Annotated in this window: 21 protein-coding genes; 9 read left to right on the top strand and 12 right to left on the bottom strand. The window is 65.2% G+C overall.

Annotated elements, in window-relative coordinates; all coding sequences use genetic code 11:
* Positions 1–7: 7 nt before the first annotated feature.
* The 3 genes from pqqC to pqqA all read right to left on the bottom strand — a co-directional run bounded on the left by pqqC (position 8) and on the right by pqqA (position 1,929).
* Positions 8–763, bottom strand: a complete 756-nt coding sequence (gene pqqC / locus AC3WLX_RS15180; RefSeq protein WP_492337297.1) for a pyrroloquinoline-quinone synthase PqqC — start codon at positions 761–763, stop codon at positions 8–10.
* 20 nt (positions 764–783) lie between these two features.
* Positions 784–1,713, bottom strand: a complete 930-nt coding sequence (gene pqqB, locus AC3WLX_RS15175) for a pyrroloquinoline quinone biosynthesis protein PqqB (RefSeq protein WP_492336550.1) — start codon at positions 1,711–1,713, stop codon at positions 784–786.
* Between the two features lie 135 nt (positions 1,714–1,848).
* Complete coding sequence (gene pqqA, locus AC3WLX_RS15170; RefSeq protein WP_007595659.1) at positions 1,849–1,929, bottom strand: pyrroloquinoline quinone precursor peptide PqqA; 81 nt, start codon at positions 1,927–1,929, stop codon at positions 1,849–1,851.
* Positions 1,930–2,192: 263 nt separating this feature from the next.
* Between pqqA and AC3WLX_RS15165 the strand changes: the two genes are divergently transcribed.
* The 5 genes from AC3WLX_RS15165 (at position 2,193) to tarD (ending at position 6,133) form a co-directional block, all read left to right on the top strand.
* Positions 2,193–2,450: a DUF6894 family protein gene (locus AC3WLX_RS15165; RefSeq protein ID WP_492336549.1), complete on the top strand. Its 258-nt coding sequence runs from the start codon at positions 2,193–2,195 to the stop codon at positions 2,448–2,450.
* A 236-nt stretch (positions 2,451–2,686) separates the two neighbouring features.
* Positions 2,687–4,087 carry an amidase family protein gene (locus AC3WLX_RS15160; protein ID WP_492336548.1) on the top strand — a complete coding sequence of 467 codons (1,401 nt, stop codon included), beginning with the start codon at positions 2,687–2,689 and terminating at the stop codon, positions 4,085–4,087.
* A 2-nt stretch (positions 4,088–4,089) separates the two neighbouring features.
* Complete coding sequence (locus AC3WLX_RS15155; RefSeq protein WP_492336547.1) at positions 4,090–4,566, top strand: glutathione peroxidase; 477 nt, start codon at positions 4,090–4,092, stop codon at positions 4,564–4,566.
* Positions 4,567–4,577: 11 nt separating this feature from the next.
* Positions 4,578–4,820, top strand: a complete 243-nt coding sequence (locus tag AC3WLX_RS15150) for a DUF3297 family protein (RefSeq protein WP_029674077.1) — start codon at positions 4,578–4,580, stop codon at positions 4,818–4,820.
* Positions 4,821–4,963: 143 nt separating this feature from the next.
* Positions 4,964–6,133, top strand: a complete 1,170-nt coding sequence (gene tarD, locus AC3WLX_RS15145) for a D(-)-tartrate dehydratase (RefSeq protein ID WP_492336546.1) — start codon at positions 4,964–4,966, stop codon at positions 6,131–6,133.
* A 201-nt stretch (positions 6,134–6,334) separates the two neighbouring features.
* Here the strand turns inward: tarD and AC3WLX_RS15140 are convergent, their stop codons facing one another.
* On the bottom strand, positions 6,335–7,687 hold the full coding sequence (locus AC3WLX_RS15140) for a malonyl-CoA decarboxylase (RefSeq protein WP_492336545.1): 1,353 nt from the start codon (positions 7,685–7,687) through the stop codon (positions 6,335–6,337).
* Positions 7,688–7,858: 171 nt separating this feature from the next.
* Positions 7,859–8,734, bottom strand: coding sequence for an AraC family transcriptional regulator (locus AC3WLX_RS15135; RefSeq protein WP_492336544.1), 876 nt, complete (start codon positions 8,732–8,734; stop codon positions 7,859–7,861).
* Between the two features lie 52 nt (positions 8,735–8,786).
* Here AC3WLX_RS15135 and AC3WLX_RS15130 point away from each other — a divergent pair, with 52 nt between their 5' ends.
* Positions 8,787–9,959: an MFS transporter gene (locus tag AC3WLX_RS15130; RefSeq protein WP_492336543.1), complete on the top strand. Its 1,173-nt coding sequence runs from the start codon at positions 8,787–8,789 to the stop codon at positions 9,957–9,959.
* Positions 9,960–10,256: 297 nt separating this feature from the next.
* On the opposite strand, the gene AC3WLX_RS15125 is transcribed toward AC3WLX_RS15130, so the two are convergent.
* The 3 genes from AC3WLX_RS15125 to AC3WLX_RS15115 all read right to left on the bottom strand — a co-directional run bounded on the left by AC3WLX_RS15125 (position 10,257) and on the right by AC3WLX_RS15115 (position 15,848).
* Positions 10,257–13,415, bottom strand: coding sequence for an efflux RND transporter permease subunit (locus AC3WLX_RS15125; protein WP_492336542.1), 3,159 nt, complete (start codon positions 13,413–13,415; stop codon positions 10,257–10,259).
* Positions 13,416–13,427: 12 nt separating this feature from the next.
* Positions 13,428–14,645, bottom strand: a complete 1,218-nt coding sequence (locus tag AC3WLX_RS15120; RefSeq protein ID WP_291625368.1) for an efflux RND transporter periplasmic adaptor subunit — start codon at positions 14,643–14,645, stop codon at positions 13,428–13,430.
* 207 nt (positions 14,646–14,852) lie between these two features.
* Positions 14,853–15,848, bottom strand: a complete 996-nt coding sequence (locus AC3WLX_RS15115) for an NAD-dependent epimerase/dehydratase family protein (protein ID WP_492336541.1) — start codon at positions 15,846–15,848, stop codon at positions 14,853–14,855.
* A gap of 316 nt (positions 15,849–16,164) precedes the next feature.
* Here AC3WLX_RS15115 and AC3WLX_RS15110 point away from each other — a divergent pair, with 316 nt between their 5' ends.
* Both AC3WLX_RS15110 and AC3WLX_RS15105 read left to right on the top strand, forming a co-directional pair.
* Entirely contained in the window at positions 16,165–16,344 is a 180-nt protein-coding gene (locus AC3WLX_RS15110; protein ID WP_492336540.1) for a hypothetical protein, read from the top strand.
* 207 nt (positions 16,345–16,551) lie between these two features.
* Positions 16,552–17,319, top strand: coding sequence for an outer membrane protein (locus tag AC3WLX_RS15105; RefSeq protein ID WP_492336539.1), 768 nt, complete (start codon positions 16,552–16,554; stop codon positions 17,317–17,319).
* A gap of 155 nt (positions 17,320–17,474) precedes the next feature.
* On the opposite strand, the gene AC3WLX_RS15100 is transcribed toward AC3WLX_RS15105, so the two are convergent.
* From AC3WLX_RS15100 to AC3WLX_RS15090, 3 genes are all read right to left on the bottom strand, one after another.
* Positions 17,475–18,545 (bottom strand): hypothetical protein, encoded by a 1,071-nt coding sequence (locus tag AC3WLX_RS15100; RefSeq protein ID WP_492336538.1) that lies wholly within the window; start codon positions 18,543–18,545, stop codon positions 17,475–17,477.
* Between the two features lie 82 nt (positions 18,546–18,627).
* Positions 18,628–20,118, bottom strand: a complete 1,491-nt coding sequence (locus tag AC3WLX_RS15095) for a flavin-containing monooxygenase (protein WP_492336537.1) — start codon at positions 20,116–20,118, stop codon at positions 18,628–18,630.
* 99 nt (positions 20,119–20,217) lie between these two features.
* A complete protein-coding gene (locus tag AC3WLX_RS15090) occupies positions 20,218–20,667 on the bottom strand; it encodes a cupin domain-containing protein (RefSeq protein ID WP_291625361.1) in 450 nt (149 codons plus the stop codon).
* A gap of 185 nt (positions 20,668–20,852) precedes the next feature.
* Here AC3WLX_RS15090 and AC3WLX_RS15085 point away from each other — a divergent pair, with 185 nt between their 5' ends.
* Entirely contained in the window at positions 20,853–21,878 is a 1,026-nt protein-coding gene (locus tag AC3WLX_RS15085; protein WP_492336536.1) for an AraC family transcriptional regulator, read from the top strand.
* 76 nt (positions 21,879–21,954) lie between these two features.
* Here AC3WLX_RS15085 and AC3WLX_RS15080 read toward each other — a convergent pair whose 3' ends face one another.
* Positions 21,955–23,178, bottom strand: coding sequence for a polyhydroxyalkanoate depolymerase (locus AC3WLX_RS15080; protein WP_492336535.1), 1,224 nt, complete (start codon positions 23,176–23,178; stop codon positions 21,955–21,957).
* Positions 23,179–23,219: the final 41 nt, after the last annotated feature.

Below are 23,219 nucleotides of genomic sequence, written 5' to 3'. Positions count from 1 at the left end.
TTCCTCTTCAGCTCGCTTTGGGCACGAACGCGCCCGGCGGAATGTGGCCCTCGACATAGGCGTGCTGCAGCGCGTCCAGCTGCACCCACAGCACGTTGGTCTTGAAGATCAGCGCGTTGCAGACCTGCGCGCGCTGTTCCGGCGTCGTCGCGTGCGCCTTGACATAGTCGAGCGCGAAATTGGCATCGCGCGGCGCCTGGGTCAGGCGGCGCTTGAAGTAGCTCATGATGTCGGGGTTGACGAAATCGTAATGCTCCAGCATGCCGGCGATGCGTTCTTCATGCAGGTTCGGCGCGAACAGCTCGGTGAGCGAGGAGGCGATCGCCTCCAGCGGGCTCTTCTCGCGGCAGTAATGGACATAGGCTTCGACCGCAAAGCGCGTCGCCGGCAGGATGCCTTCGGTGGATTCCACGTAGGCCGTGTCGAGCCCGAGCCCTTCGGTCAGCTTGAGCCAGCGCTCGATGCCGCCTTCGCTGCCGACGTCGCCGTCATGGTCCTCGATGCGGTGGCGCCATTCCAGCCGCGTGGCGCGGTCGCGGAACCGCGAGATCACCACCGCGTCCTTGATCGGGATCGTGCTCTGGTAATAGTAGCGATTGAGCGCCCAGGCCTGCACCTGGCCCTTGTTCAGCTTGCCGCCGTGCAGGAGCTTATGGAACGGATGCAGGCTGTGGTAGCGCGTCGCGCCGATATGGCGCAGCGCCGCCTCCAGCTCCTCGGCGCTTGTGAGCCGGATGTCCCTGCCGATCGAGAGCGCGGTCATTCCAGTCAGTGATGCGGCGTTCACAGCACGATCTCCGTTCCATCCGCGGGTATCTGCCAGCCCGCCTGCTCGGCGGCCTTGCGCTCGGGCGAGCCGGGCAGCAGCGCCGGGTTCGAGTTATTGATATGCAGAAACAGCTTCCTGTCGAGTGTGAGGTCGGCCAGCCGCGCGATGGCGCCGTCCGCGCCGGACATCGCGACATGGCCCATGCTCTTGCCGGTCTTGTGGCCGAGGCCGGCCCTGATCATCTCGTCGTCCCGCCAGACCGTGCCGTCGAAGAACACCAGCGCGGCGCCGTCGATTTCGGCCTTGAGCGCGTCGGTCACCTCCGCGCAGGCGGCGATGAAGTAGAAATATCGTCCGGTCGACTTGTCGGTGATCTTCAGGCCCAGCGTATCGCCATCGCCTCCGTTGCCGCCGGGATGCGTCTTGCCTTCCAGATACCAGGCTGACTTGCCCGCGACCGCGAAGGGCAGCACTTCCAGTCCGGAACGCGCGCCGTCGGTGAGGCGCGGCTCGAATGGCTCGCCGATGACGATCGGCTGGCGCCGCACGTGCTTCTCGTTGAGCACGTTGAAGATGCTGTTGCTGGCCAGGATCGCCAGCACCTTCTCATGCGCGTAGATCGTGAATGGCGAGCTCTCGCGCATCGACAGCAGGCCCGCCACCGCATCCACTTCGCTGTTGGTCAGGATCACGCCTGCGACAGGCGTATGGCGCAGCACTCCCTCCCTGGGGTGCAGTTGCGGCGTGGCGTTCAATTGCTGGCGCAGGTCGGGGGAGGCGTTGATCAGGAACCAATTCTGGCCGTCGCCGCTGAAGGCAACCGAGGCCTGCGTCCGGTGCAGCTCAGGCCCGCCATTGCGGGCCGCCCGGCAGCCCTCGCAGCCACAATTCCACTGGGGAACTCCGCCGCCGGCTGCGGCGCCCAGGACGACGACGCGAAGCATGATCCGTCTCCTGGCGGGCAAATTTGCGAGGTGGATCTCAGGCCGACACAATCCTGTTGTCCGGAAAACGCATCGTGACCGAACGAATGCGGAGCCGAAAGATCCACCTGCGCAGAACGCGTTTCCACCAACCGCTTACTTGCGGGTGGCGCTCACATACATGTTGATTTCCATGCCGCAGGGCACTTCGACGATCTTCGGGGCTTTCCAGGCCATTTCGGCTCTCCATCTCTTTGCGAATTCGGGACGTATCCGCCCGCTTGTTAAACTAATGCCGGCGGAAAAGTTCGCCAGTGAAATTTTCCCGACCTCGGTCGTAGCTGGCAGAATTGCTGCACTGCAAAGAGAGCGTCTTGCATCCTTGGAAATGTACGAGTTCATTCGCAGAATTGCCGATAGGTCGTGATCCCTGTCGGGATAAACGAGTTGTGAGTGCGGAACGGCTTCACTTCGGGGACAGGGACCCTATTGGATCAGGCATGCCCAGATATTTCTTCAACACCCGTATCGGCGACGAATTGATCGTGGATCCTGACGGTGAGGATCTGCGCAACCCCGATCGCGCCTGGGAGGTCGCGCGCCAGATGATCCTGGAGGTGGTGAAGTCAGAAGGCGCCCAGCGGGCGCTGCTGGATGCTGTGATCGAGGTGACCGACGCCGAAGGCGAGATCGTGCTCGAGTTCCCCTTCACCGAGGCGCTGCTGGACCTGCCGGATCCGTCGGCGACAAGGCATTAGCTGTAGCTGTCGAGATCGTAGTGAGACGCAGCCGCGGCGGCGGTGCGCTCCCCCCCGCTTGCGGGGAGGGCTGCGGAGAGGGTGACTCCGCAAGCGAGAACTCCCAAGAGGAGAGAGCCTTCACCCGCGCCTCCGGCGCGATCTGAGACAACATGACGTCGCCCTCGCCCCCGCGAAATCCGCATGGCTTTGCCGCGTTCCCGGCGCTAAAAGACGCCGGTTACACGGAGCAAGCCATGCAAGATCTCTGGCGCCTGTCGGCCGCCGACCTCGCCACCCTCGTCAAATCCCGCAAAGTGTCCGCCCGGGAGGCCGCCAAGGCCGGGCTGGCCCGGCTCGATGCCGTCAATCCCCAGCTCAACGCGGTGATCGATCACAGGCCTGAGGACGTGCTCAAGCAGGCCGATGCCGTCGATGCCGCCATCGGGAGGGGGGAGGATCCCGGCGTGCTTGCCGGCGTGCCCGTCACCATCAAGGCCAATGTCGACCAGGAAGGCTTTGCCACCACCAACGGCCTGAAGCTCCAGCGCGATGTCATCGCGCGCGAGGACAATCCGGTGGTCGCCAATTTCCGAAAGTCGGGCGCCATCCTGCTCGGCCGCACCAATTGTCCGGCCTTCTCCTACCGCTGGTTCACCACCAATCTCATCCACGGCGATACCAAGAACCCCAGGGATGCCTCGCTGACGCCGGGAGGCTCATCCGGCGGCGCCGGCTCGGCGGTCGCGGCCGGCATCGGCCACATCGCCCACGGCACCGACATCGCCGGCTCGATCCGTTATCCCGCCTATGCCTGCGGCGTGCACGGATTGCGCCCGACGCTCGGCCGCATTCCCGCCTTCAATCCCGCGCTGCCGGAACGCCCGATCGGGCCGCAGATCATGGCGGTGTCGGGGCCGCTGGCGCGCACCGTCAACGATCTCAGGATTTCGCTCGAAGCCATGTCGGCCCGCGACATCCGCGATCCCTGGTTCGTGCCGGTGCCGCTGCAAGGCCCGGCCCGGGACAAGCGCGCCGCACTCTGCCTCAATCCGGGCGGCCTTGCCACCACGGCCGAGGTGAAGGCGGCGGTGAGCGATGCCGGCAAACGGCTTGAACGCGCAGGCTGGACCGTCGACGTGATCGAGGACACGCCGCCGATGCGCGAGGCGGTCGACTGGCAGATCAAGCTCTGGCTCGGCGACGGATATGAGGCGCAGCTCGAGGCGGCCGAGCGCGAGGGCGATCCCGGTGCACTCGCGTGCCTGCGCGGCAATCGCGCCAGGGTCACGCCGATGGACCAGGCCAATTACGCCAAGGCATTGACGCGGCGCGCTACGCTGACGCGTGAATGGATGCTGTTCTTCGAAAAATACGCGGTGCTGCTGACGCCGGTCTCCGGCGAATTGCCGTTTCCGGATCACCTCGACCGCAAGGACGAGGAGTCTTTCAAGCGCGTCTGGGAAGCGCAGCTGCCGCAGATCGCCATTCCCTTCATGGGATTGCCGGGCCTCGTGGTCTCCACAGGCCTGGTCGGCAAGGCGCCGGTCGGCGTGCATATCGTGTCGGGGCGTTATCGCGAGGATCTCTGTCTGCTCGCAGGCGAGGCGATCGAGGCCGGCGGCGTGCCGCCATCGCCGATCGATCCCGTGGGCTAGTGATGACTGATATCTACGACTTCAAGGCCAACTCGCTCGCCGGCGAGGAGGTCGCCTTGAGGCGTTTCGAGGGACAGGTGCTCTTGATCGTCAACACCGCGAGCAAATGCGGCTTCACGCCGCAATATCGCGGCCTCGAGGATCTCCATCGCGATCTCTCGCCGCGCGGCTTCTCCGTGCTCGGCTTTCCCTGTAACCAGTTCGGTGCGCAGGAGCCGGGACAGGCGAGCGAGATCCAGGAATTTTGCTCGACCCACTACGACGTCACCTTTCCGCTGTTTGCGAAGATCGACGTCAACGGGCCGAAGGCGCATCCGTTGTACGAGTATCTGAAACGCCAGCAATCCGGGCTGTTAGGGGCCGCCATCAAATGGAATTTCACCAAATTCCTGGTGGACCGTAAGGGCCGCGTGATCGCGCGCTACGCGCCGACCGCACGGCCCGAAGGATTGCGGAATCAAATCGAAACACTGTTGTGAGCGAGACAATCATGAGCGACGAATTTCCCGACCGCCTGTCGGTCGATCCGAACAGCCCCTATTACAACGCGGACATCCTGGCGCGCGACGTCGGCATCCGCTTCAAGGGCATCGAGAAGACCAATGTCGAGGAGTACTGCATCAGCGAAGGCTGGGTCCGCGTCACCGCAGGAAATGCCAAGGACCGCCATGGCAACCCGCTGACCATCAAGGTGCACGGCCCGGTCGAGCCGTATTTCAGGGATAAGAAATAGACGCCCGTCGCCCCGCACTCTGTCGTCATGCCCGGGCTTGACCCGGGCATCCACGTCTTCAGACTTGCTCCGTGGCAAAGACGTGGATGGCCGGGTCAAGCCCGGCCATGACGAGCGGAGAGATCCAGCCAGGAAAACCGTCCATGTCCGTCCGCATCGTCGACGTCCTGGAGATCACCAAACCGATCTCCTCGCCGATCCGCAACGCCTATATCGACTTCACGAAGATGACGACGAGCCTCGTCGCCGTCGTCACCGATGTGGTGCGCGACGGCAAGCGCGTGGTCGGCTACGGCTTCAATTCCAACGGCCGCTACGGGCAGGGCGGCCTCATCCGCGAGCGGTTTGCTGCGCGGATTCTCGAAGCCGATCCGAAGTCGCTGCTAACTGCGGCCGGGGACAATCTCGATCCCGACAAGGTCTGGGCCGCGATGATGACCAACGAGAAGCCGGGCGGCCATGGCGAGCGTTCGGTCGCGGTCGGCACCATCGACATGGCGGTGTGGGACGCGGTGGCGAAGATCGCGGGCAAGCCGCTGTTTCGCCTGCTCGCCGAACGTCACGGCGTGACCGCCAATCCGCGCGTCTTCGTCTACGCCGCCGGCGGCTATTACTATCCCGGCAAGGATCTCTCGATGCTGCGGGCCGAGATGCGCGGCTATCTCGATCGCGGATACAACGTCGTCAAGATGAAGATCGGCGGCGCTGACATCGCCGAGGACCGCGCCCGCATCGAGGCGGTGCTGAAGGAGATCGGCAAGGACGCGCAGCTCGCCGTCGACGCCAACGGCCGCTTCGATCTGGAGACCGCGATCGCCTACGCCAAGATGCTGCGCGATTATCCCTTGTTCTGGTACGAGGAGGCCGGCGATCCCCTCGACTACGCGCTGCAGGCCGCGATCGCTGAGTTCTATCCGGGCCCGATGGCGACAGGCGAGAACCTGTTCAGCCACCAGGACGCCCGCAACCTGATCCGCTACGGCGGCATGCGCCCCGACCGAGACTGGCTGCAATTCGACTGCGCTCTGTCCTACGGCCTGTGTGAATACCAGCGCACGCTGCAAGTGCTGAAGACCCACGGCTGGTCGCCGAGCCGCTGCATCCCGCATGGCGGCCACCAGATGTCGCTCAACATCGCCGCGGGCTTAGGTCTCGGCGGCAATGAAAGCTACCCGGACCTGTTCCAGCCCTATGGCGGTTTTCCCGACGGCGTGCGCGTCGAGAACGGCCACATCACCATGCCCGACCTTCCCGGCATCGGCTTCGAAGGCAAGTCGGATCTGTACAAGGAGATGAAGGCGCTAGCGGAGTAGGGGCGCTTCGGAGTTCGAGGCGAGACGGCCGCGTCAACAACGGTGTCGTCCCCGCGAAGGCGGGGACCCATAACCCCAGGGAGGAGCAATGGCGCGAGCAGGCAACTCCGAGTCCCCGTAACCATGTCTCCCTGTGGCTATGGGTCCCTGATCTGCGCTCCGCTTCGCTGCGCTTGTCCGGGACGGCAGCTGAGTTTGTCGTTACGACAACCGCATATCCAGCAGCCGCCGTCCTTCACCCTTCAGCAGCTTCTTCACTGCGCTCGAGGCCACGACCTCGCCGTCATTGGCATAGGCCTCGTGGTTCTTCTCGATGTCGTCGAGGCGGTAGAGATAGTTGACCATCACGCCGGCGGACTCGCGCACGCCCTTCGGCGAGAGGTCCCCGAGCCAGTTGATGCGTTCCAGCCGCGCGCCGTTGCCGAGATGGAAGCGGGCGACGGAATCGATCAGGCGGCCCTTCGGCGTGCGCGCCTTGAGGAAATAATGCGCCGCCAGCGGCTCCAGCACGCCGCGGAGCAGCGCGGTCGTCTCCGGGCTCTCGAACCATCTGGGATCGTCGAGGCGCTTCAGCGTCTCGCGGTCCTCGTCCGACAGCGGCAGATCCTTGTCCTGCTTCACCCAGGCCATGAAGCCCGGCACCGGCGACAGCGTCACGAAGGTGTCGAGCTTCGGCAGTTCGCGGCGCAGCTCTTCCACCACCTGCTTGATCAGGAAGCTGCCGAAGGAGATGCCGCCGAGGCCGCGCTGTGTATTCGAGATCGAATAGAACACGGCGGTGCGGGCCTTCTCGATCGGCAGGTGCTGGCGGTCGACCGCGAGCAGCGGGGCGATCGCGCCGGGAATCGTCTCGGTGAGAGCCACCTCGACGAAGATCAGGGGCTCGTCGACCATCGCCGGATGGAAGAACGCGTAGCAGCGGCGGTCGACCGGATCGATGCGGCGGCGCAGATCGTCCCAGTCCGAGATCTCGTGCACGGCCTCGTAGCGGATGATCTTTTCGAGGATGTTGGCCGGGGTCGACCAGTCGATCCTGCGCAGCACGAGAAACCCCCTGTTGAACCACGAAGAGAGAAGATGCGAGACGTCGCGGTCGAGCGCGGCGAGATCGGTGTGCCCGTTCATCATGCCGAGCAGATCGGCGCGCATGGCGACGAGATCGCCGGTGCCGCCGGGCGCGCGGTTGAGCCGGCGGATCAGCTCCTGCCGCCGCGGCTCCGAGGCGAAATGCAACGAGCTGGCGTCTTCGTCGCTCGGCTCGGCGCGCCATTGCTCGATCGCCTTGGACAGGCGCTCCCGATCCGGGCCGAAATCGCGCACGAGCCCTTCGAAGAAGGCACGGCGCCCGGTCGCATCGAGCTCCCCGTAGACGTCGAGCACTTCGCGCGCCATCGCGGTGCCGGAGGCTTCGCCGCGCCCCGACAGCAGCGCATCGCAGAGCTCGAGCAATCCATCGGCATCGCGTTTGGTGTCGGCGGAATCGCCACGGCGCAGCAGCGTGCGGCCGCGCTCGGAGATGGTGGCGAGCAGGTCGGAGAAGAAGGCGTTGGCCATCGGGGCTTTTCAATTCCGGTTTGTGCGTTGCGGAAGTTTACACAAGATTTGGGCGGAAGCCGATCACAATCAAGCGCAAGTTTGTTGCATGTGAAACCAGGCTATGTCTCCAAAGCACGCTGTCATGCCCCGGCTTGACCGGGGCATCCAGTACGCCGCAGCTTTTCGATTCTAGCCGAGCCGCCTCGGCGTACTGGGTCGCCCGGTCAAGCCGGGCGACGACACCGAGTGTGAGGCAAACTCCGTCGGCGTGCGCCCCGTCACCTGGCGGAACGCCGCCGAAAAGGCCGGCACGCTGGCGTAGCCGAGCTGGGTGGCGAGCTGCTTCACCGAGACATTTGCATCCGTCGATATCAGCTGGATCGCGGCCGCAATCCTTGCACGTTGGCACCAGCTCTTGAAGCTCAGCTGCGTCTCGCTCGAGAACAGCCGCGACAGAGTCCGCGCGGAGGTTCCGACCTCGCGCGCCAGCGTGTCGATGTCGTGCAGGCCGGTGGGATCGTCGAGCACGATCATCGCGGCGCGGCGGCAGCGCACCTCACGCGGCAGCGGCACGAAGGTCGCGGAATCCTCGGCCTGGTGCAGTTCCAGCATCACGAGCCGGACCAGCAGCTCAGTGCGCTCCTCGGTGTTGCGCCCGTCGAACAGGGCGAGGATCGCCTGATTGAGCAGCGGCGACACCCGCACCACGAATTCGCTGGACAAGCCCTGATAGCGCTTTTCGCGCTTCAGCCAGGCGAGATCGAAGTAGAGCGTACGCATCTCGATGTCGGCGAGCAGGTCGATGGCGTGCTCGAGCCCGGCCGGCACCCAGACCGCACGGTCCGGCGGCACCAGCCAGCGTCCCCCGGGCGTGGTCACCTGCATCGTGCCCTTGGCCGCATAGATCAGCTGCGCCTCGCGGTGCATGTGCAGATCGATCCGCATCCCCTTCGGATAGTCGCGGGCGACCAGATGCACGCCCGCGGGCGAGCGGTGATTGCTCCGGACCTCGCGCAGGATTGGCGTTTCCAAGATTGGCGTTTGCAAGACAGTCATTGGCAGCATCCCGTCATGGGGAGGACATATAACTCATTTCGGAGCAGGAGAGGATTCGGGAATGAACAGCCCCAGCCGGGTCATCGGTTTCGTCAACGCCGGCCATTTCATCGACCATTATGCGATGCTGATTTTCGCCGCCGCCGTCATCATCATGGGCCCGGCGCTCGGCATGGCCTATTCGGAACTCTTGCCCTACGCGACGCCAGGCTTCGTGGCGTTCGGCGCCGGCTCGCTGCTGACCGGCTGGCTGGGGGACCGCTGGAGCCGCCGCCACATGATGCTGATCTTCTTCGTCGGCATCGGCTTGTCCATGGTCGCAGTCGGCTTCGTGCAGACGCCGGCGCAGCTCGGCGCGGCGCTGTTTGCGATCGGCATCTTCGCCTCGATCTATCACCCCGTCGGCACCGCCATGATCGTGTCCTATGCCGACCGGCTCGGCCGCGAGATGGGCATCAACGGCGTCTGGGGCAATCTTGGCGTTGCCTCCTCGGCGCTGGTCACCGGCGTGGTCGGCCAATATCTCGGCTGGCGTTTTGCCTTCATCGTTCCCGGCGTGGTTACGGTGCTGATCGGCATCGCTTTTGCGATGCTGGTCGTGCACGAGGACCGCAAGGGTTCGAAGCAGGCGGCGGCGCAGGCGCGGGTGGCCAAGCAGGACATGTGGCGCGTGATCCTGGCGCTGCTGATCGTGGTGATCGCGATCTCGACCACTTTCAACGCCGTCACCGTGGCGCTGCCGAAGCTGTTCGCCGAACGCCTTGCGGACCTGACCAGGAGCCCGGCGCTGCTCGGGGTCATCGCGGCCGGCGTCTACGTGTTCGGCGCGATGACGCAGTACACGATCGGCCGGCTGCTCGACCGCTATTCGCTGAAGACGGTGGCGCTGCCGCTGTCGTTCATGCTGGCGCCGTTCCTGTATCTGGCCGCGAGCCTGAACAATTTGCCGCTGATTTTGGTGTCGATCGGCATCGTCATGGGCGCGTTCGGGCAGGTCACGGTGAACGACGCCATGGTCGGCAAATACACCACCGAGGAGTGGCGCTCGCGCGCCTATGCGGTGCGCTATTTCGTCGGCTTCACCGCGGCCGGCGCCTCCGTCGGCCTGGTTGCCTGGCTCTACGAGCAGGGCGGCTTCGTCACCATGCTGCACGCCTTCGCCGCGCTCTGCCTGCTCGCCATCGCCGCCGCACTGATCCTGCCCCGCGAGATCCGGACGCCGCAGACGGTGTGAAGTCTCGTGTCCCGGACAAGCTGCAACGCGCAAGCGTTGCGGCGCCGAGCCGGGACCCAGAGGCTGCGCATTTCATCGAGACATGGGCCCCGGCTCTGCAGCGCATCGCTGAAGTGGCGCTGCGCAGCGTCCGGGGCACGAGGCCTCTCCATGCCGCCCATCATGCCATTCTGCGCCTGTTTTGCCCGACGTAGCAAGTCACTTCGGCAAGACCGAAATTTTAACAAGCCTTTTAAACCCCATCCTACTGTGCATGGGGTTGTTTTCGCGCTTTTGTCTCGAGCGGATCAGAAACAGCTAAGTCTTCACCTCGGCCACCGGCTGCACCTTCACCGCCTTCTTCCCCGCCCGCCAGTTCTCGAAGCGCTGCACCACCACGAAGAAGGCCGGCACGAACAGCACCGCGAGGCAGGTCGAGGCCAGCATGCCCGAGAACACCGTGATGCCGATCGACTTGCGCGCGCTGGCGCCGGCGCCGGTCGCCAGCACCAGCGGGACGACGCCGAGGATGAAGGCGAACGACGTCATCAGGATCGGGCGGAAGCGGGCCCGCGCCGCCTCGATCGCGGACTCAAGGATCGGCTTGCCGTCGCGGCCGTGCAGCTCGAGCCCGACCTCGACGATCAGGATCGCGTTCTTGGCCGACAGCGCGATCAGCAGGATCAGGCCGATCTGGCAATAGAGGTTGTTGTCGATCTTGAGCGCGGAGAGGACCAGCATCGGCCCGAGCAGCGACAGCGGCACCGCGAGGATCACCGAGATCGGCGCGTACCAGCTCTCGTACTGGCCGGCGAGCACCAGATAGACCAGCAGCATGGCGAGGCCGAACACCCAGTAGATCTGGTTCGAGACCGCCTTCTCCTGGTACGACATCGCGGTCCATTCGTAGCCAGTGCCGGGCGGCAGCGTCTTGTCGGCGACCTCCTCCATCAGCTTCAGCGACTGCCCGGAAGAATAGCCCTGCGCCGGCAGGCCGATCACCGTCGAGGACGGATAGAGGTTGTAGAGGCTGATCAGCGACGGGCCGGTCGCCGGCGTGATCTTGGCGACGGTGCCGATCGGGATCATGTCGCCGTTGGAGTTGCGCACCTGCATGTTGGCGATGTCGCGCTCGGTGACGCGGAAGGCGGGATCGGCCTGGGTGTAGACCTGGAACACGCGGCCGAACTTGTTGAACTGGTTGACGTAGGACGAGCCGAGATAGGTCGACAGCGCCGCGAACACCTGGTCCGTCGTCACGTGCAGCGTCTGGGTCTTGACGCGGTCGATCTCGACGTTGAATTGCGGCACCGAGGCGCGGAACGATGATTGCACGCGCTGCAGCGCGCTCTGGCTTTGCGCGTTGGAGACCACCGCCGCGGTGATGGCCTGCAGCTTGGCGAAATCGCTGTTGCCGTCGCGCAGCTCGACCTGCATCGAGAAGCCGGCGGCGTTGCCGATGCCCTGGATCGGCGGCGGCGGCAGCACGATGGTGCGCGCCTCCATGATATCAGCGAGCTTGTCGTTGAGCCCGAACACCAGCGAGCGCAAATCCTCGCCGGGACCTTTGCGCGCGTCCCAATCCTTCAGGATGATGTAGGCGACACCGGCATTGGCAAGGCTGGCGCTGTTGTCGAGCGCGGAGATGCCGGCGATGGTGATGACCTGCGCCACGCCGGGGGTGTCCTTGATCAGGCCGCTCGCTCTGTCGAGCACGGCCTGCGTCCGCTCCAGCGCGGCGCCGTCGGGCAACTGCACCGCCGCGATCAGGTAGCCCTGATCCTCGATCGGCAGGAAGCCGGTCGGCACCCGGGACAGGCCGTAGCCGCTGGCGCCGATCACCAGGAGCGCGAAGGCGACCGAGACGGTAGCGTGCCTGACGAGGAAGGTGATCAGCCGGCTGTAGCCGCGCTCGACGCGGTCATAGACCGCGTTGAAACCGCGATAGAAGAAATTGCGCTGCTCCGGCGGCACGGCCGGCCGCAGCCATAGCGCGCATTGCGTCGGCTTCAACGTCGCGGCGTTGATGGCGGAGAGCAGCGCGGTCGCCGCGATCACCAGCGCGAATTGCGAATAGATCCGCCCGGTGAGGCCGGCGAGGAACGAGGCCGGCAGGAACACCGAGATCAGCACCAGCGTGATGCCGACGATCGGCGCAAACAGCTGGTCCATTGCGCGGATCGCGGCGTCGTGGCCGTTCATGCCCTGCTCGATGTTGTGGGCCGCGCCTTCGACCACGACGATGGCGTCGTCGACCACGATGCCGATCGCGAGCACGATCGCGAACAGCGTCGACATGTTGATGGTGAAGCCGAGTGCCGCCATCGCGGCGAAGGCGCCGATGATGGTGACGGGCACGGTCGTCGCCGGCACCAGCATCGCACGCCAATCCTGCAGGAACACCAGGATCACGACCAGCACCAGCAGGCCGGCCTCGATCAGCGTCATGTAGACCTCGTGCACCGAGGCCTCGACGAACTTGGTGGTGTCGAACGGCGTGTCGTACTTGATGCCTTCCGGGAAGCGCTTGGCGAGCTCGGCCATCTTCTTCTCGACGGCCTGTTCGACCTGGAGCGCGTTGGCGCCGGGCGACTGGAACACGCCGATGCCGACGGCGGGCTGCTTGTTGAGCGAGAAGATCTGGCTGTAGGTCTGCGCGCCCAGTTCGACCCAGCCCACGTCGCGCACGCGGGTGACGTCGCCGCTCGTGCCCGTCTTGACGATGATGTTCTCGAACTGGCTGGTGTCCTCGAGCCGTCCGTTGACGTTGAGCGTGTACTGGAACGCCTGGCCCGGCGGCGTCGGCGGTGCGCCGACCTGGCCGGCCGAGACCTGCTGGCTCTGCTGCTGGATCGCCTGGATGACGTCCTGGGGCACCAGGCTCCTCGCCTGCAGCTTGTTCGGATCGAGCCAGACCCGCATCGAATATTGGCCGGCGCCGAACACGGTGACGTTGCCGACGCCCGGCAGGCGCGAGAGCTCGTCGCGGATGTTGATGGTGGCGTAATTGCTCAAAAAGAGGCTGTCGTACCGCGCATCCGGCGAGGTCAGCGTCACGAACAGGAGGATCGAGGTCGATCGCTTCTGAACCGTGACGCCCTGGTTCTGCACCGCCTGCGGCAGTTGCGACAACGCGCTGGAGACGCGATTCTGCACCAGCACCTGCGCGAAGTTGAGGTCGGTGCCGATCTTGAACGTCACGGTCAGCGTGTAGGTGCCGTCCGCGCCGCTGTAGGACTGCATGTAGAGCATGTCCTCGACGCCATTGACCTGCTGCTCGATCGGCAAGGCAACGGTGTCGATCACCGTCTTGGCGCTGGCGCCGGGATAGCGCGTGGTGACCTGCACCGTCGGCGGCACCACATCAGGGTATTGCGCGACGGCGAGGTTGAACAGCGCCACGCCGCCGATCAGGATCATCAAGAGCGCGATGACGTTCGAGAGGACCGGCCGCTCGATGAAGAACTTTGAGATCATGGCTGGCCGCCCCTACTTGCTCGAGGCCTGGGTCTGCTCGATCTTCGTCACCTGCGGGTCGATCTTCTGGCCCGGGATGACGCGCAGGAGCCCCGCGGTCACCACGCGGTCCTCCGGCTTCAGGCCGCTCTCGATCACGCGCAGGCCGTTGTCGACGGGGCCGATCTGCACCTTGCGTTGCTCGACGACGTTGTCGCCATTGACCACCAGCAGATAGCGGCCGCCCTGGTCGCTGCCGAGTGCGGTGTCGGGAACGAGCAGGGCGCTCTTCTCCTGGTCGAAAGGCACGCGGACCCGAACGAAATAGCCGGGCAGCAGCACCCGCTTGTCGTTGGGAACGAGTCCGCGCACCGCCAGCGTGCCGGTCGACTGGTTGAGGGTCGGCGAGACGTAGTCGAGCTTGCCCTCGTGCGGATAGCCGGTCTCGGTCTGGAGCCCCACTTGAATCGGGAAATGCTTCATGTCCGCGGGCGTCAGTCCGCGGCGGGTCGCCTCGGCGCGGATGCGCAGCACGTCCTGCTCGTTGACGGTGAAGTTCACATAGATCGGGTCCATCGCGACGATGGTGGCGAGCTGGGTCGGCGAGGAGACGCCGACGAGTTCGCCGATCGAGACCATGTGCGCGCTGACGACGCCGTCGAACGGTGCCGTCACCTTGGTGTAGCCGTAATTCACCTCGGCGAGTTTCGTATTGGCCTGGGCCTGCTGGAGGTTGGCCTGCGCGTTGTCGCGGTTGGCGGTCGAGGTGTCGAGCGTGGCCTGCGAGACCGCCTGGCGCTGCACCAGATCGGCCTGCCGCTTGTAGTCGGCTTCCGCCTGTCGCAGCGAGGCCTGCGCGCCGGCTTCGGCCGCCTGCGCCTGCTCGAGCTTGAGCTTGTAGGTCTCGGGCTCGATCGTGAACAGCTGGGTGCCCTGCTTGACGAACGTGCCGTCCTGATAGTCGATCGTTTGCAGGAAGCCCTGCACGCGCGCGACCAGATCGACGCTCTTGATCGGCGCCGTGTTGCCGGTGGCCTCGATGTAGCGCGTCACCGGGCGCTGCACCGGCGTCGCGACGTCCACCTTGGGGGGCGGCGGCGCCACGAACGTGTTCTTGTCCTCGCAGCCCGCGAGCGCGACCACGGCGGCTGCCGCAGCCAAGCCCTTTGGCAGGGCTCGCGCCAAGCCCCGCCCAACATGTCTCCACGCTCCATCGCGCCGTGCGGGAGATGCGGGATTCGCTGAGGTCATGCGGTAGCCCCCGATGAGTGTCTGTCGGTGCGGCAGGCTAGCAACAAATGAACGGGCGTGGAACACCATACCCATGGCAGTCCCCCGCCTTGAGTCGCAAACTGCTGTGTGGCCTTTGACAGATTTGTCAGCACAAACCGCTTTTCATCGCGCGCACGATCGACGGTCCACACCGGATATTGCCGGACTGCGTTGCGGACGACAATGTTACAATTCGGTCGCAACCGGCTCTCGCGCATGCCACGCCGCGAGCACCTCCTTCTCCTCGTCGGCGGTGAGACCGACGACCGGGCCGTTGCTGTCGCGGAGCCAGTGAAACGTATCGCGGGCCGTGTCGGCGATCGGCCGCGAGGTCAATCCGGCCGCGCGGGCCGGCGAGGTGTCGCGCGTCAGGAAGCCGGCGTAGTCCGGCAAGGGCAGCCACATCGGCAGGGACCGCGGGCCCGCCCAGCGCCTGACGTCATGCGATTCCAGAAAGGCGCGATCGACCCAGGTGAAGGTGCAGGACGCGTCCAGCGCGGATGCGCATTCCCTGAGGAATTCGCCGCGCGTGCGGATCGGCCCGATCCCGTCATAGATCCCGGTGAGGTCGGTCTCCGCCGCATGCACGATCCACTGCGCGAGATCGCGCACGTCGATGAACTGGACGGCATCATCAGGCGATCCCGGCGCCAGCACCTCGCCGCCGCGCGAAAGCCGTGCCGGCCAGTAGGCGAACCGACCGGTCGGGTCCTCGGGCCCCGCGATCAGTCCGGCGCGGCAGATGAAGGCATCGTCGCCAACCGCCTGTTCGCAAGCGACCTTGGCGGCGCCGTAGATCGCCTCGGTGCTGTGCGCGATCTCCGCCGCAACAGGCTCGCGCAGCGGCGCCGTGTCGGCGCGCTGCCCGGGGATGCGGTTGTCCGCGTAGACGCTGATCGTCGAGACGAAGGTCCAATGCACGCGTGGCCGCTTCAGCGCGGCGACCGCGCGGCGGACCTGGCCGGGATGACGCGAGACATCGACCACGGCGTCGAACGTCTCGCCCGTGAGCGGCGCAAGTCCGTCGGCCAGGTCGCGGTCGATCCGCACCAAGCGGGCGCCGGGCGCAATCGGCCCTGCAAGACCGCGGGCTGCGCAGGTCACGTCGTGACCGACCGTGCAAGCATGGCTCGCAACAGCCCGCCCGAGAAACTGGCTGCCGCCGAGAACGAGAATGCGCATGGAATTGTCCGTGTGGTCGATGTCACCGCGAGACTACAACCTGCGCTGGCACTTGCAACCCGCTTCCTTGGCGCGCCCTGATTGCCCACCACGACCGACGCCACGCGGCGCAAAGCCTTACGAAGACAAAGCCCCTGACGCGCCGAATAGGAACGGAGTACGGTGGTCGAGTATTTCCGAGACCCTTGATCTTGGTCGCTATGCCCGTTTGCGGCCATCGCAGACTCATTACGCTCCGGCGCGAGCTTTCGGGTCGGGGTCGGAGGTGATCCAAGACCGACTTCCTCTCGTTCCAACCCCCGAGGGAAGCGCTGCCATGAACCAAATGCTTGCGAAGATATGCCAGGAAATGGCCGGCCGGGTGCTCGAGCTTCAGCGCGGTCTCAACACGCCCGAGCGGCGGTTGGAATTGGCCGATGAACTGCAGGCCGCCATCGAGCAATACCTCGCCTTCGAGAAGCGAAAGAATCGTTTTTCGATTCGGAAGGACAGGTAGCGTCGCGCCGAACGGACTGGGTTCCGAGATGTTGCGGCGCGCTGGCGCCAAGCTTCATTGATTCACATGAGCTTTTCGCGCCACACGCTCAACTCTGAGGGGAACTCTCTTGGCGCAACTTCAACGTGCCCGTGGTTTCACGGTTACAGCGAAGCATTGATGATTGTTGTCTAGTCATGACGGCATTTAGCTGAAAGGGGACTCCACATGAAAACGACAATCCTTGCCGGTGTCGCCGTGGCGGCACTGGCGTTGAGTACGCATGCTCACGCCGCGGATATGGCAGCCAAGCCCTACGTCAAGGCGCCGCCGCCCATCGCGGCGGTTTACGATTGGAGCGGCTTCTACATCGGCGGCAACGGTGGATGGGGCACCACCCGCAACTGCTGGGATTTCGTGAGCTTCGCCGGCGCGCCCTTCACGGCAAGCGAGGGGTGTCACAACTCAGACGGCGCCGTCGCGGGCGGTCAGATCGGGTATCGCTGGCAATCGGCGGCCTGGGTGTTCGGGTTGGAAGCGCAGGGCAACTGGGCCGACTTGAACGGATCGCGGGTATCGTCGCCGGCCTTCGTGTTCGCGCCGGGTGACCTCACCATCAATTCCCGGGTGCGCGCCTTCGGTCTGTTCACGGGCCAGGTCGGATGGGCCTGGAACAACGCGCTGCTCTACGTGAAGGGCGGCGCCGCCGTGGTGGATAGCCGCTACACCCACACCTTCACGGCGACCAGTGCCTTGATCAACAGCAGCAGCGATACGCGTTGGGGAGCCAGCGTCGGCGCCGGCATGGAGTACGGTTTCGCGCCCAACTGGTCGGTCGGCGTGGAGTACGATCACATTTTCCTCGATCGTCGGACTCTGGGCTTTGCGGCGGCGCCCGGAGGCGTTGCGACGACCAACAGCATCGGTCAGGACATTGATATTGTAACCGCACGTATCAACTATCGCTTCGGCGGACCGGGCCTAATGCGTTACTGAGAACGCGGGTATGGCCGCGGATTGTCACCATTGATCCGCAATTTGAAGAATGAAGAGAAGGGCGACCGATCAACCGGTCGCCCTTCGCGCAGAAATGATCGCCTCCTGTGTTTCGTACCCAGCTCAGCAAGGAGCGATACCGCTCGCACGCGGCACTACCGCCGCTTGAGCTCCGCATGCTTCGCCATCGCCTTCTCGAACTTCCGGTCGAACAGCCACATCGCGCCGAAGATCTCGCGGTAGCTGGCCGAGGTTCGCGCCCGGTCGGCCTGTCCGAAGGCAAAGATGCTGTTGTTGCGCAGGTACCTCATGATCGTGGGGCTGGAGACCCGGTAGTTCAGGAGATCGCCCGATTTCAGCGCGGACCGCGTCGGGGTGGGAACGATCTGGATCAACTGGAATAGCTTCATCTGGTCGATCGGGTCGGGCAGCGTCTTGACGATGCCGGGGATCTCGCGGAACAGGTCGGCATGCGCGTTCATCAACCCGTTGCGCACGTTGGTCCAATGGTTGAAGCGCTGATCGGTGCCGCGGGCCCGGGCCTCTTCCTTGTCGTCGCGCGCACTCAGGTGCGGATCGATCGCGGCGACGTCGCCCTTGATCTTCTCCCATTTCCGTCGGCCGTTGCGGTCTTCGGAGGGGCCGGTCTGGAAGCTGCCCATATAGGTGTTGGAGCGCGCATTGCGGACGTTCTGCTTGCCGTTGGTCTCGGCAAAGAACAGCCCGAGGCTGATGCGCCCTGCCATCTCGGCATGTTCAGGCGCGAGCCCCTTGGCGCGCGCGATCGCAACGGCGAGATCGACGACGTCCTTGAACGGCGTCGGCGAGTTCTGCGCGCCGGCAGGCGGCGCTTCCATGATGTCGAACAGCTTGCCGTATTCCTCAATTAGCGGCTCGATGTCGGCGTCGAAATAGGCCGGGGGAATCTCGAACTTGTTGGGCCGGCCGATCCGCGACGGCATGGCGTCGGTGAGATCCTTGTAGGTGCTGATGACGGCGACGCGGGCGAGATAGAGCGCCTGTCCCGGCAGGTTCGGCAGCGGCTCCTTGGCCTCGATCTGACGCCGCCGCTCGGCGAGGATGGACTTGAAGTCGCCGAGCGCGCGCTCGTAATTGGCGAGCGCCTCCGATTGCTGCGGCGACGGTGCCCTCTGCGCATGGACCGGCGCCGCGACGAAGAGGGCAGCAGCAGCAAGCGCCGCGGTGGCAAGTCGTCTCGATCCCATGGCCGATCCTCTGGCTGGTTCCCGTCGATTCGATGGCCAGCGAGATCGTAGACGCCAGAGGCGAGCTGCCGCAATTCTCCTCTCACGCCGTCCGATAGTCCGGCGCCGTCGCGAGGAATTTGCCGTAAGCATCGGCATCCGGCGGCTGGAAGCGTCCTTTGAGTCCGCCGGTCTTCTGGTTCTTCGCGCCGATGTCGGCCATCAGCTCGTCGAAATGGCGGTAGTGATAGGGTGCGACGCACAGCCCGCCATAGACGCCCGCGGCCGGCCGCTCGACGCGCTTGAAATGCAGCATCATCTCGATGTTGTCGCGCATCGCCTGCGCGGTCGGCTGGTTGGCGAGCTGGCCGTCGGCATAGCGCACCAGCCAGTTGGCGGCGAGGTCGGCGCAGAGCACGGTGCAGAACGACGAGTTGAACCCGACGAAGCCCATGTCGGGCAGGTCGGGGTTGGCGATCAGGCGGTAGAGCCGGTACTGCCCGTCAGCGTCCACCAGCTTCTGCCGGTAGGACTCGGGCAGGAACGGCACGCCGAGCTTGTAGCCGATCGCGAGCACGGCGACATCGGCCCCGATGCGCTCACCGCCGCTCATCACGATGCTGTCGCCTTCATAATGGTCGAAGGTGCCGAACACCGCCTTGATGCGGCCGTCGGCGACCATCGGATAGAAGCCGGGCGTTGCGATCGGCACCGAGCAGTTGACGCCGTCCTCGATCCGCTCTTTCGGCACCATCCTGCATTGCTTCAGCTTGAGCTGGGCCTTCAACAGGCTCTCCAGCCCGCGCCAGTTTGCCCAGATGAGCGGCGCGGCGATGCGCTGGGCGAGTCGCGCCATCGCACTCGCGCCCCAGCCGGGAAACATCTCCTCCTGCGCGCGGATGTAGAGGATGCGCTTGAAGTTGACGAGACCGCCGATGAAGTAGGGAATGCGCCAGACCGGCTCGCGCATCACGATCGTGACCTCGCGTGCGCCCGATTTCACCGCGTTGACCGCGATGTCGGTTGCGGACTTCGATCCGCCGAGCACGACGACGCGGCGGCCTTTCGCCAGCGCGGGATCGCCGTATTTCGACGAATGCAGGATCTGGCCGCCCTGCGCCAGGAACGCGTCTTCGCCGGGGCAATGCAGCTCGCGCGGCTCGTTGAATTGCCCGGTGCAGACCGCGACGAAATCGAAATCTTCGCTGGTCGTCGCACCATCCCTGGTTTTCAGCGCGAGTGTCCAGCCCGGCCTGCCGTCGGCACGGCGCGCCATGCCGGCGACGTCGGTGTCGAGCCGCAGCATGCGGTCGAGGCCGAAGCTCCTGGCGTAATCGGCGAGATAGGCGTGGACCTGCGGCCCGGTCGGCCATTCCGGATAGGCGTCCGGCATGGCGCGGTCGGTGTAGCGATAGAGCTCCTTCGGGCTCTGCGTCTGCACGTCGGGATAAGAGCGCGCCGGCTCCCAGACGCCGCCGAGATCGGCGCTGAGTTCGACGATGGTGACGCGGTGGCCGCGGGTGGAGAATGCTTTCGCGGCGGCAAGGCCGGAGACGCCGGCGCCGATCACGCAGACATGTTTTGGGCTGACCATGGGATTGCTCGATCTGTTTCGCGCGCAAGCGGCGGCGTTCGGCCGCAAGGCGCGGCCGGCCGGGCTGCAGGCAGATGAAAGCGGAGGAAGCGGCGACGGCTAGTCGTTGGCCTCGGGCGGCAGGAAGTCGACCTCGTGCAGCGCCGAGATGCGGACCACTTCCGCAGGGTCGGTCAGATTGTGCAGCTGCTCGAACAGCGCCTCCAGCTTCTGCATCGGCGAGACCCAGAACAGCGCGCGGCAGGGCTTGTCGGACTTGTTGAAATAGCCGTGCGGGATGCCGCGCGGCATGCGCACGAGGTCGCCGGCATGGGCCTTGACCCACACGCCGTCGAGCTTGAGGTCGAGCGTGCCCTCCTGCACCAGGATGAACTCGTCCTGTGTCGGATGGATGTGCACCGGCACGAACTGTCCGGGATCGCTGTTGGTCTCGAACGCGAAAGTGGAGTCGGTGACGGCCTTGGGGAAATAGACCTGGCCCAGGATGTTCCAGCTCTTGCCGCCATAGCCCGTGCCGTTTGCAGTAATGCCCTTTTCGAGTGCAGTCATGCTCACCTCCTCATGGATACCGGCGGGGACGGAGCTTCCGCCAGGTTCGGGCCGGCTGTCTATCCGCTAAACGAATCCGGGCACTATTGTTGCCGTGCAGCACGCGACGTCGCCGACGGCCCTTTTCGCATCCGCTGAACTATTATAGGCTTAAAGCAATTCCGCGACGCGAAGCGTGGTCGACGATGTCCGCAGCCGTGCAGGAAATGAGTGCAAGGGCACCCGCAGCCGAGCGGCTCGCGGCCTTTGCCCGCGTCACCACGGATGATGTCGACGAGGCCGCCGAAGAGATCGGCCGCATCTTCTGCCCGCACGATCTCGAGCCCGGAGAGGTGCGGGCGGCCGGCTTCTCCGCCCGGCACAATTGCGCTGATTTCGACGGCTTCTCCATCAACTACGTCGCCTATGGCGGATCGGTCGGCATCGATCCCGGCTGTCTCGATCGCTTCTTCCTGGTGCAGGTGCCGCTCGCGGGCAGCGCCCGCATTCGTGCAGGCGTCGGCGAGCTCGATGTCGCGCCGAACCGGGCGGCGTCGCTGCTGTCGCCGACCATCCCGACCCGGATGATGTGGCGCGATTGCGCACAGGCGATCCTGCTGCTCGACCGCCGCATGGTCGAGCAGCGCGCCGCGGCGCTGTCGGGCAGGGCGACCGGCACGGTCGAGTTCGATCCCGTAATCGACCTGGAAGCGCCGTCCGGACGCACCTTGCAGGCCGGCCTCGCCGGGTTGATGACGCTCGCCGAGCGTCTCGGGCCATCAGGCCGGCTCTCGCCGGTGGCGATGGCGGATTGGCGCGAGCTGCTGCTCGATCATCTCCTCAATCGCCAGCGGCACGGCCTGTCGGATGCGATTGCAACGTTTTCGGGGCAGGCCGAGCGCCTGCCGCGCGCGCTCCGCGCCGCGCGCGACCATCTGGCGGACAATGCCGGCGAGCCGCTCGATCTCGAGGCGCTCGCCTGCGCGGCCGGCATCGGAATCCGCGCGCTCCAGCTCGGCTTCCGCCGCCACTTCGGCGTGTCCATTTCTCAGATGCTGCTCGGCTTGCGGCTCGCCGGCCTCCACGCGCGCCTCGCGCAAGCCGCGCCCGACACTTCCATCACCGACATCGCCTTCGATCTCGGCTTCACCCATCTCGGCCGGATGGCTGGCGCCTACCGCGAGAAATTCGGCGAGACGCCGTCGGCAACGCTGCGGCGAAGGATGAGCTAGGAACGCGGTCGAGGCTGCTTTGCTGCTGCGCCAGGTCGCTTTACGAATTCAAGGCGCCTCACGAATTCAAGGCCCCTCACGAATTGACGTGCACGAAATCCCGCAGCAGCGGATAGATCTCGTTGTTCCAGCGCTTGCCCGAGAACACGCCGTAATGGCCGACGCCGGCCTGCATGTGGTGGACGCGCCGATAGGCGCGCACGCCGGTGCAGAGGTCTTGCGCGGCCAGCGTCTGGCCGATCGAGCAGATGTCGTCCTTCTCGCCCTCGACCGTCATCAGGCCCATGCGGCTGACGGCGCGGGTGTTCACGGGACGGCCGCGGTGCATCAGCTTGCCTTGCGGCAAGAGGTGCTCCTGGAATACGTCGCGCACGGTCTCGATGTAGAACTCGGCCGGCAGGTCCATCACGGCGAAATATTCGTCGTAGAACGTCTTGATGGTCGCGGCCTTGTCCTTCTCGCCCTTGGCGATGTGGTTGGCGAGGTCCATGTGCTGCTTGATGTGGCGCTCGAGGTTCATCGAGACGAAGGCGGTGAGCTGCACGAAGCCGGGATAGACTTTTCGCAAGGCACCGCGGCACTGCACCGGCACGTAGTTGATCAGGTTCTGCTCGAACCATTCGATCGGCCTGCTCTTGGCGAATTCGTTCACCCTGGTCGGCTGGATCCGCGTGTCGATGGGACCTGCCATCAGCGTCAGCGTCGCCGGGCGCGAGGGATGGTTGTCCTCGCACATGATCGCCGCGGCCGCGAGTGCGGAGACGGAGGGCTGGCAGATCGCGACCATGTGCGGGCGCGGGCCGAGTTGCCCCAGGAAGTCGATCAGATGCTCGGTGTAGTCGTCGAGCCCGAAGCGGCCCTCGCTGCGCGGAATGTCGCGCGGATTGTGCCAGTCGGTGATGTAGACGTCGTGGTCCTGCAACAGCGTCTTCACGGTGCCGCGCAGCAGCGTCGCGAAGTGGCCGGACATGGGTGCCACCAGCAGCATGCGCGGCTGCTCGCCGACGCCCTCTTTCTTGAAGCGCAGCAGCGAGCCGAACGGCGTCGCGTAGGCGATCTCCTCGCTGACCGCGACCTCGCGGTTGCCCACCATCACGCTGCCGATGCCATAGGCGGGCCGATCGTACGTGAGGGTCGAGCGCGAGATCAGCTCCAGCGCGGCCGACAGCCGGCCGACGACCTGCTCCGATACGCCCTGGGGGACCAGATTGAGGAATTTAAGTGCGGACGAAGCGCCCGCTCGCCATGGCGCCGTCAGGTCCATGTGGTTCTGAAAAGCCTGATAGTACATTGACATCATACTGAAATGCCCACCCGTCCGTTGCTGCTATGCAATAAGGG

The sequence above is a fragment of the Bradyrhizobium sp. FW305-F6 genome (assembly GCF_058782905.1).
This window is presented reverse-complemented; position numbering and strand designations above follow the sequence as displayed.

Excerpts from the sequence above, each read along its gene's own strand:
- pqqC (WP_492337297.1), bottom strand. The coding sequence starts at position 763 with ATGACCGCGCTCTCGATCGGCAGGGACATCCGGCTCACAAGCGCCGAG.
- pqqB (WP_492336550.1), bottom strand. The coding sequence starts at position 1,713 with ATGCTTCGCGTCGTCGTCCTGGGCGCCGCAGCCGGCGGCGGAGTTCCC.
- pqqA (WP_007595659.1), bottom strand. The coding sequence starts at position 1,929 with ATGGCCTGGAAAGCCCCGAAGATCGTCGAAGTGCCCTGCGGCATGGAA.
- AC3WLX_RS15165 (WP_492336549.1), top strand. The coding sequence starts at position 2,193 with ATGCCCAGATATTTCTTCAACACCCGTATCGGCGACGAATTGATCGTG.
- AC3WLX_RS15160 (WP_492336548.1), top strand. The coding sequence starts at position 2,687 with ATGCAAGATCTCTGGCGCCTGTCGGCCGCCGACCTCGCCACCCTCGTC.
- AC3WLX_RS15155 (WP_492336547.1), top strand. The coding sequence starts at position 4,090 with ATGACTGATATCTACGACTTCAAGGCCAACTCGCTCGCCGGCGAGGAG.
- AC3WLX_RS15150 (WP_029674077.1), top strand. The coding sequence starts at position 4,578 with ATGAGCGACGAATTTCCCGACCGCCTGTCGGTCGATCCGAACAGCCCC.
- tarD (WP_492336546.1), top strand. The coding sequence starts at position 4,964 with ATGTCCGTCCGCATCGTCGACGTCCTGGAGATCACCAAACCGATCTCC.
- AC3WLX_RS15140 (WP_492336545.1), bottom strand. The coding sequence starts at position 7,687 with ATGGCCAACGCCTTCTTCTCCGACCTGCTCGCCACCATCTCCGAGCGC.
- AC3WLX_RS15135 (WP_492336544.1), bottom strand. The coding sequence starts at position 8,734 with ATGCTGCCAATGACTGTCTTGCAAACGCCAATCTTGGAAACGCCAATC.
- AC3WLX_RS15130 (WP_492336543.1), top strand. The coding sequence starts at position 8,787 with ATGAACAGCCCCAGCCGGGTCATCGGTTTCGTCAACGCCGGCCATTTC.
- AC3WLX_RS15125 (WP_492336542.1), bottom strand. The coding sequence starts at position 13,415 with ATGATCTCAAAGTTCTTCATCGAGCGGCCGGTCCTCTCGAACGTCATC.
- AC3WLX_RS15120 (WP_291625368.1), bottom strand. The coding sequence starts at position 14,645 with ATGACCTCAGCGAATCCCGCATCTCCCGCACGGCGCGATGGAGCGTGG.
- AC3WLX_RS15115 (WP_492336541.1), bottom strand. The coding sequence starts at position 15,848 with ATGCGCATTCTCGTTCTCGGCGGCAGCCAGTTTCTCGGGCGGGCTGTT.
- AC3WLX_RS15110 (WP_492336540.1), top strand. The coding sequence starts at position 16,165 with ATGAACCAAATGCTTGCGAAGATATGCCAGGAAATGGCCGGCCGGGTG.
- AC3WLX_RS15105 (WP_492336539.1), top strand. The coding sequence starts at position 16,552 with ATGAAAACGACAATCCTTGCCGGTGTCGCCGTGGCGGCACTGGCGTTG.
- AC3WLX_RS15100 (WP_492336538.1), bottom strand. The coding sequence starts at position 18,545 with ATGGGATCGAGACGACTTGCCACCGCGGCGCTTGCTGCTGCTGCCCTC.
- AC3WLX_RS15095 (WP_492336537.1), bottom strand. The coding sequence starts at position 20,118 with ATGGTCAGCCCAAAACATGTCTGCGTGATCGGCGCCGGCGTCTCCGGC.
- AC3WLX_RS15090 (WP_291625361.1), bottom strand. The coding sequence starts at position 20,667 with ATGACTGCACTCGAAAAGGGCATTACTGCAAACGGCACGGGCTATGGC.
- AC3WLX_RS15085 (WP_492336536.1), top strand. The coding sequence starts at position 20,853 with ATGTCCGCAGCCGTGCAGGAAATGAGTGCAAGGGCACCCGCAGCCGAG.
- AC3WLX_RS15080 (WP_492336535.1), bottom strand. The coding sequence starts at position 23,178 with ATGATGTCAATGTACTATCAGGCTTTTCAGAACCACATGGACCTGACG.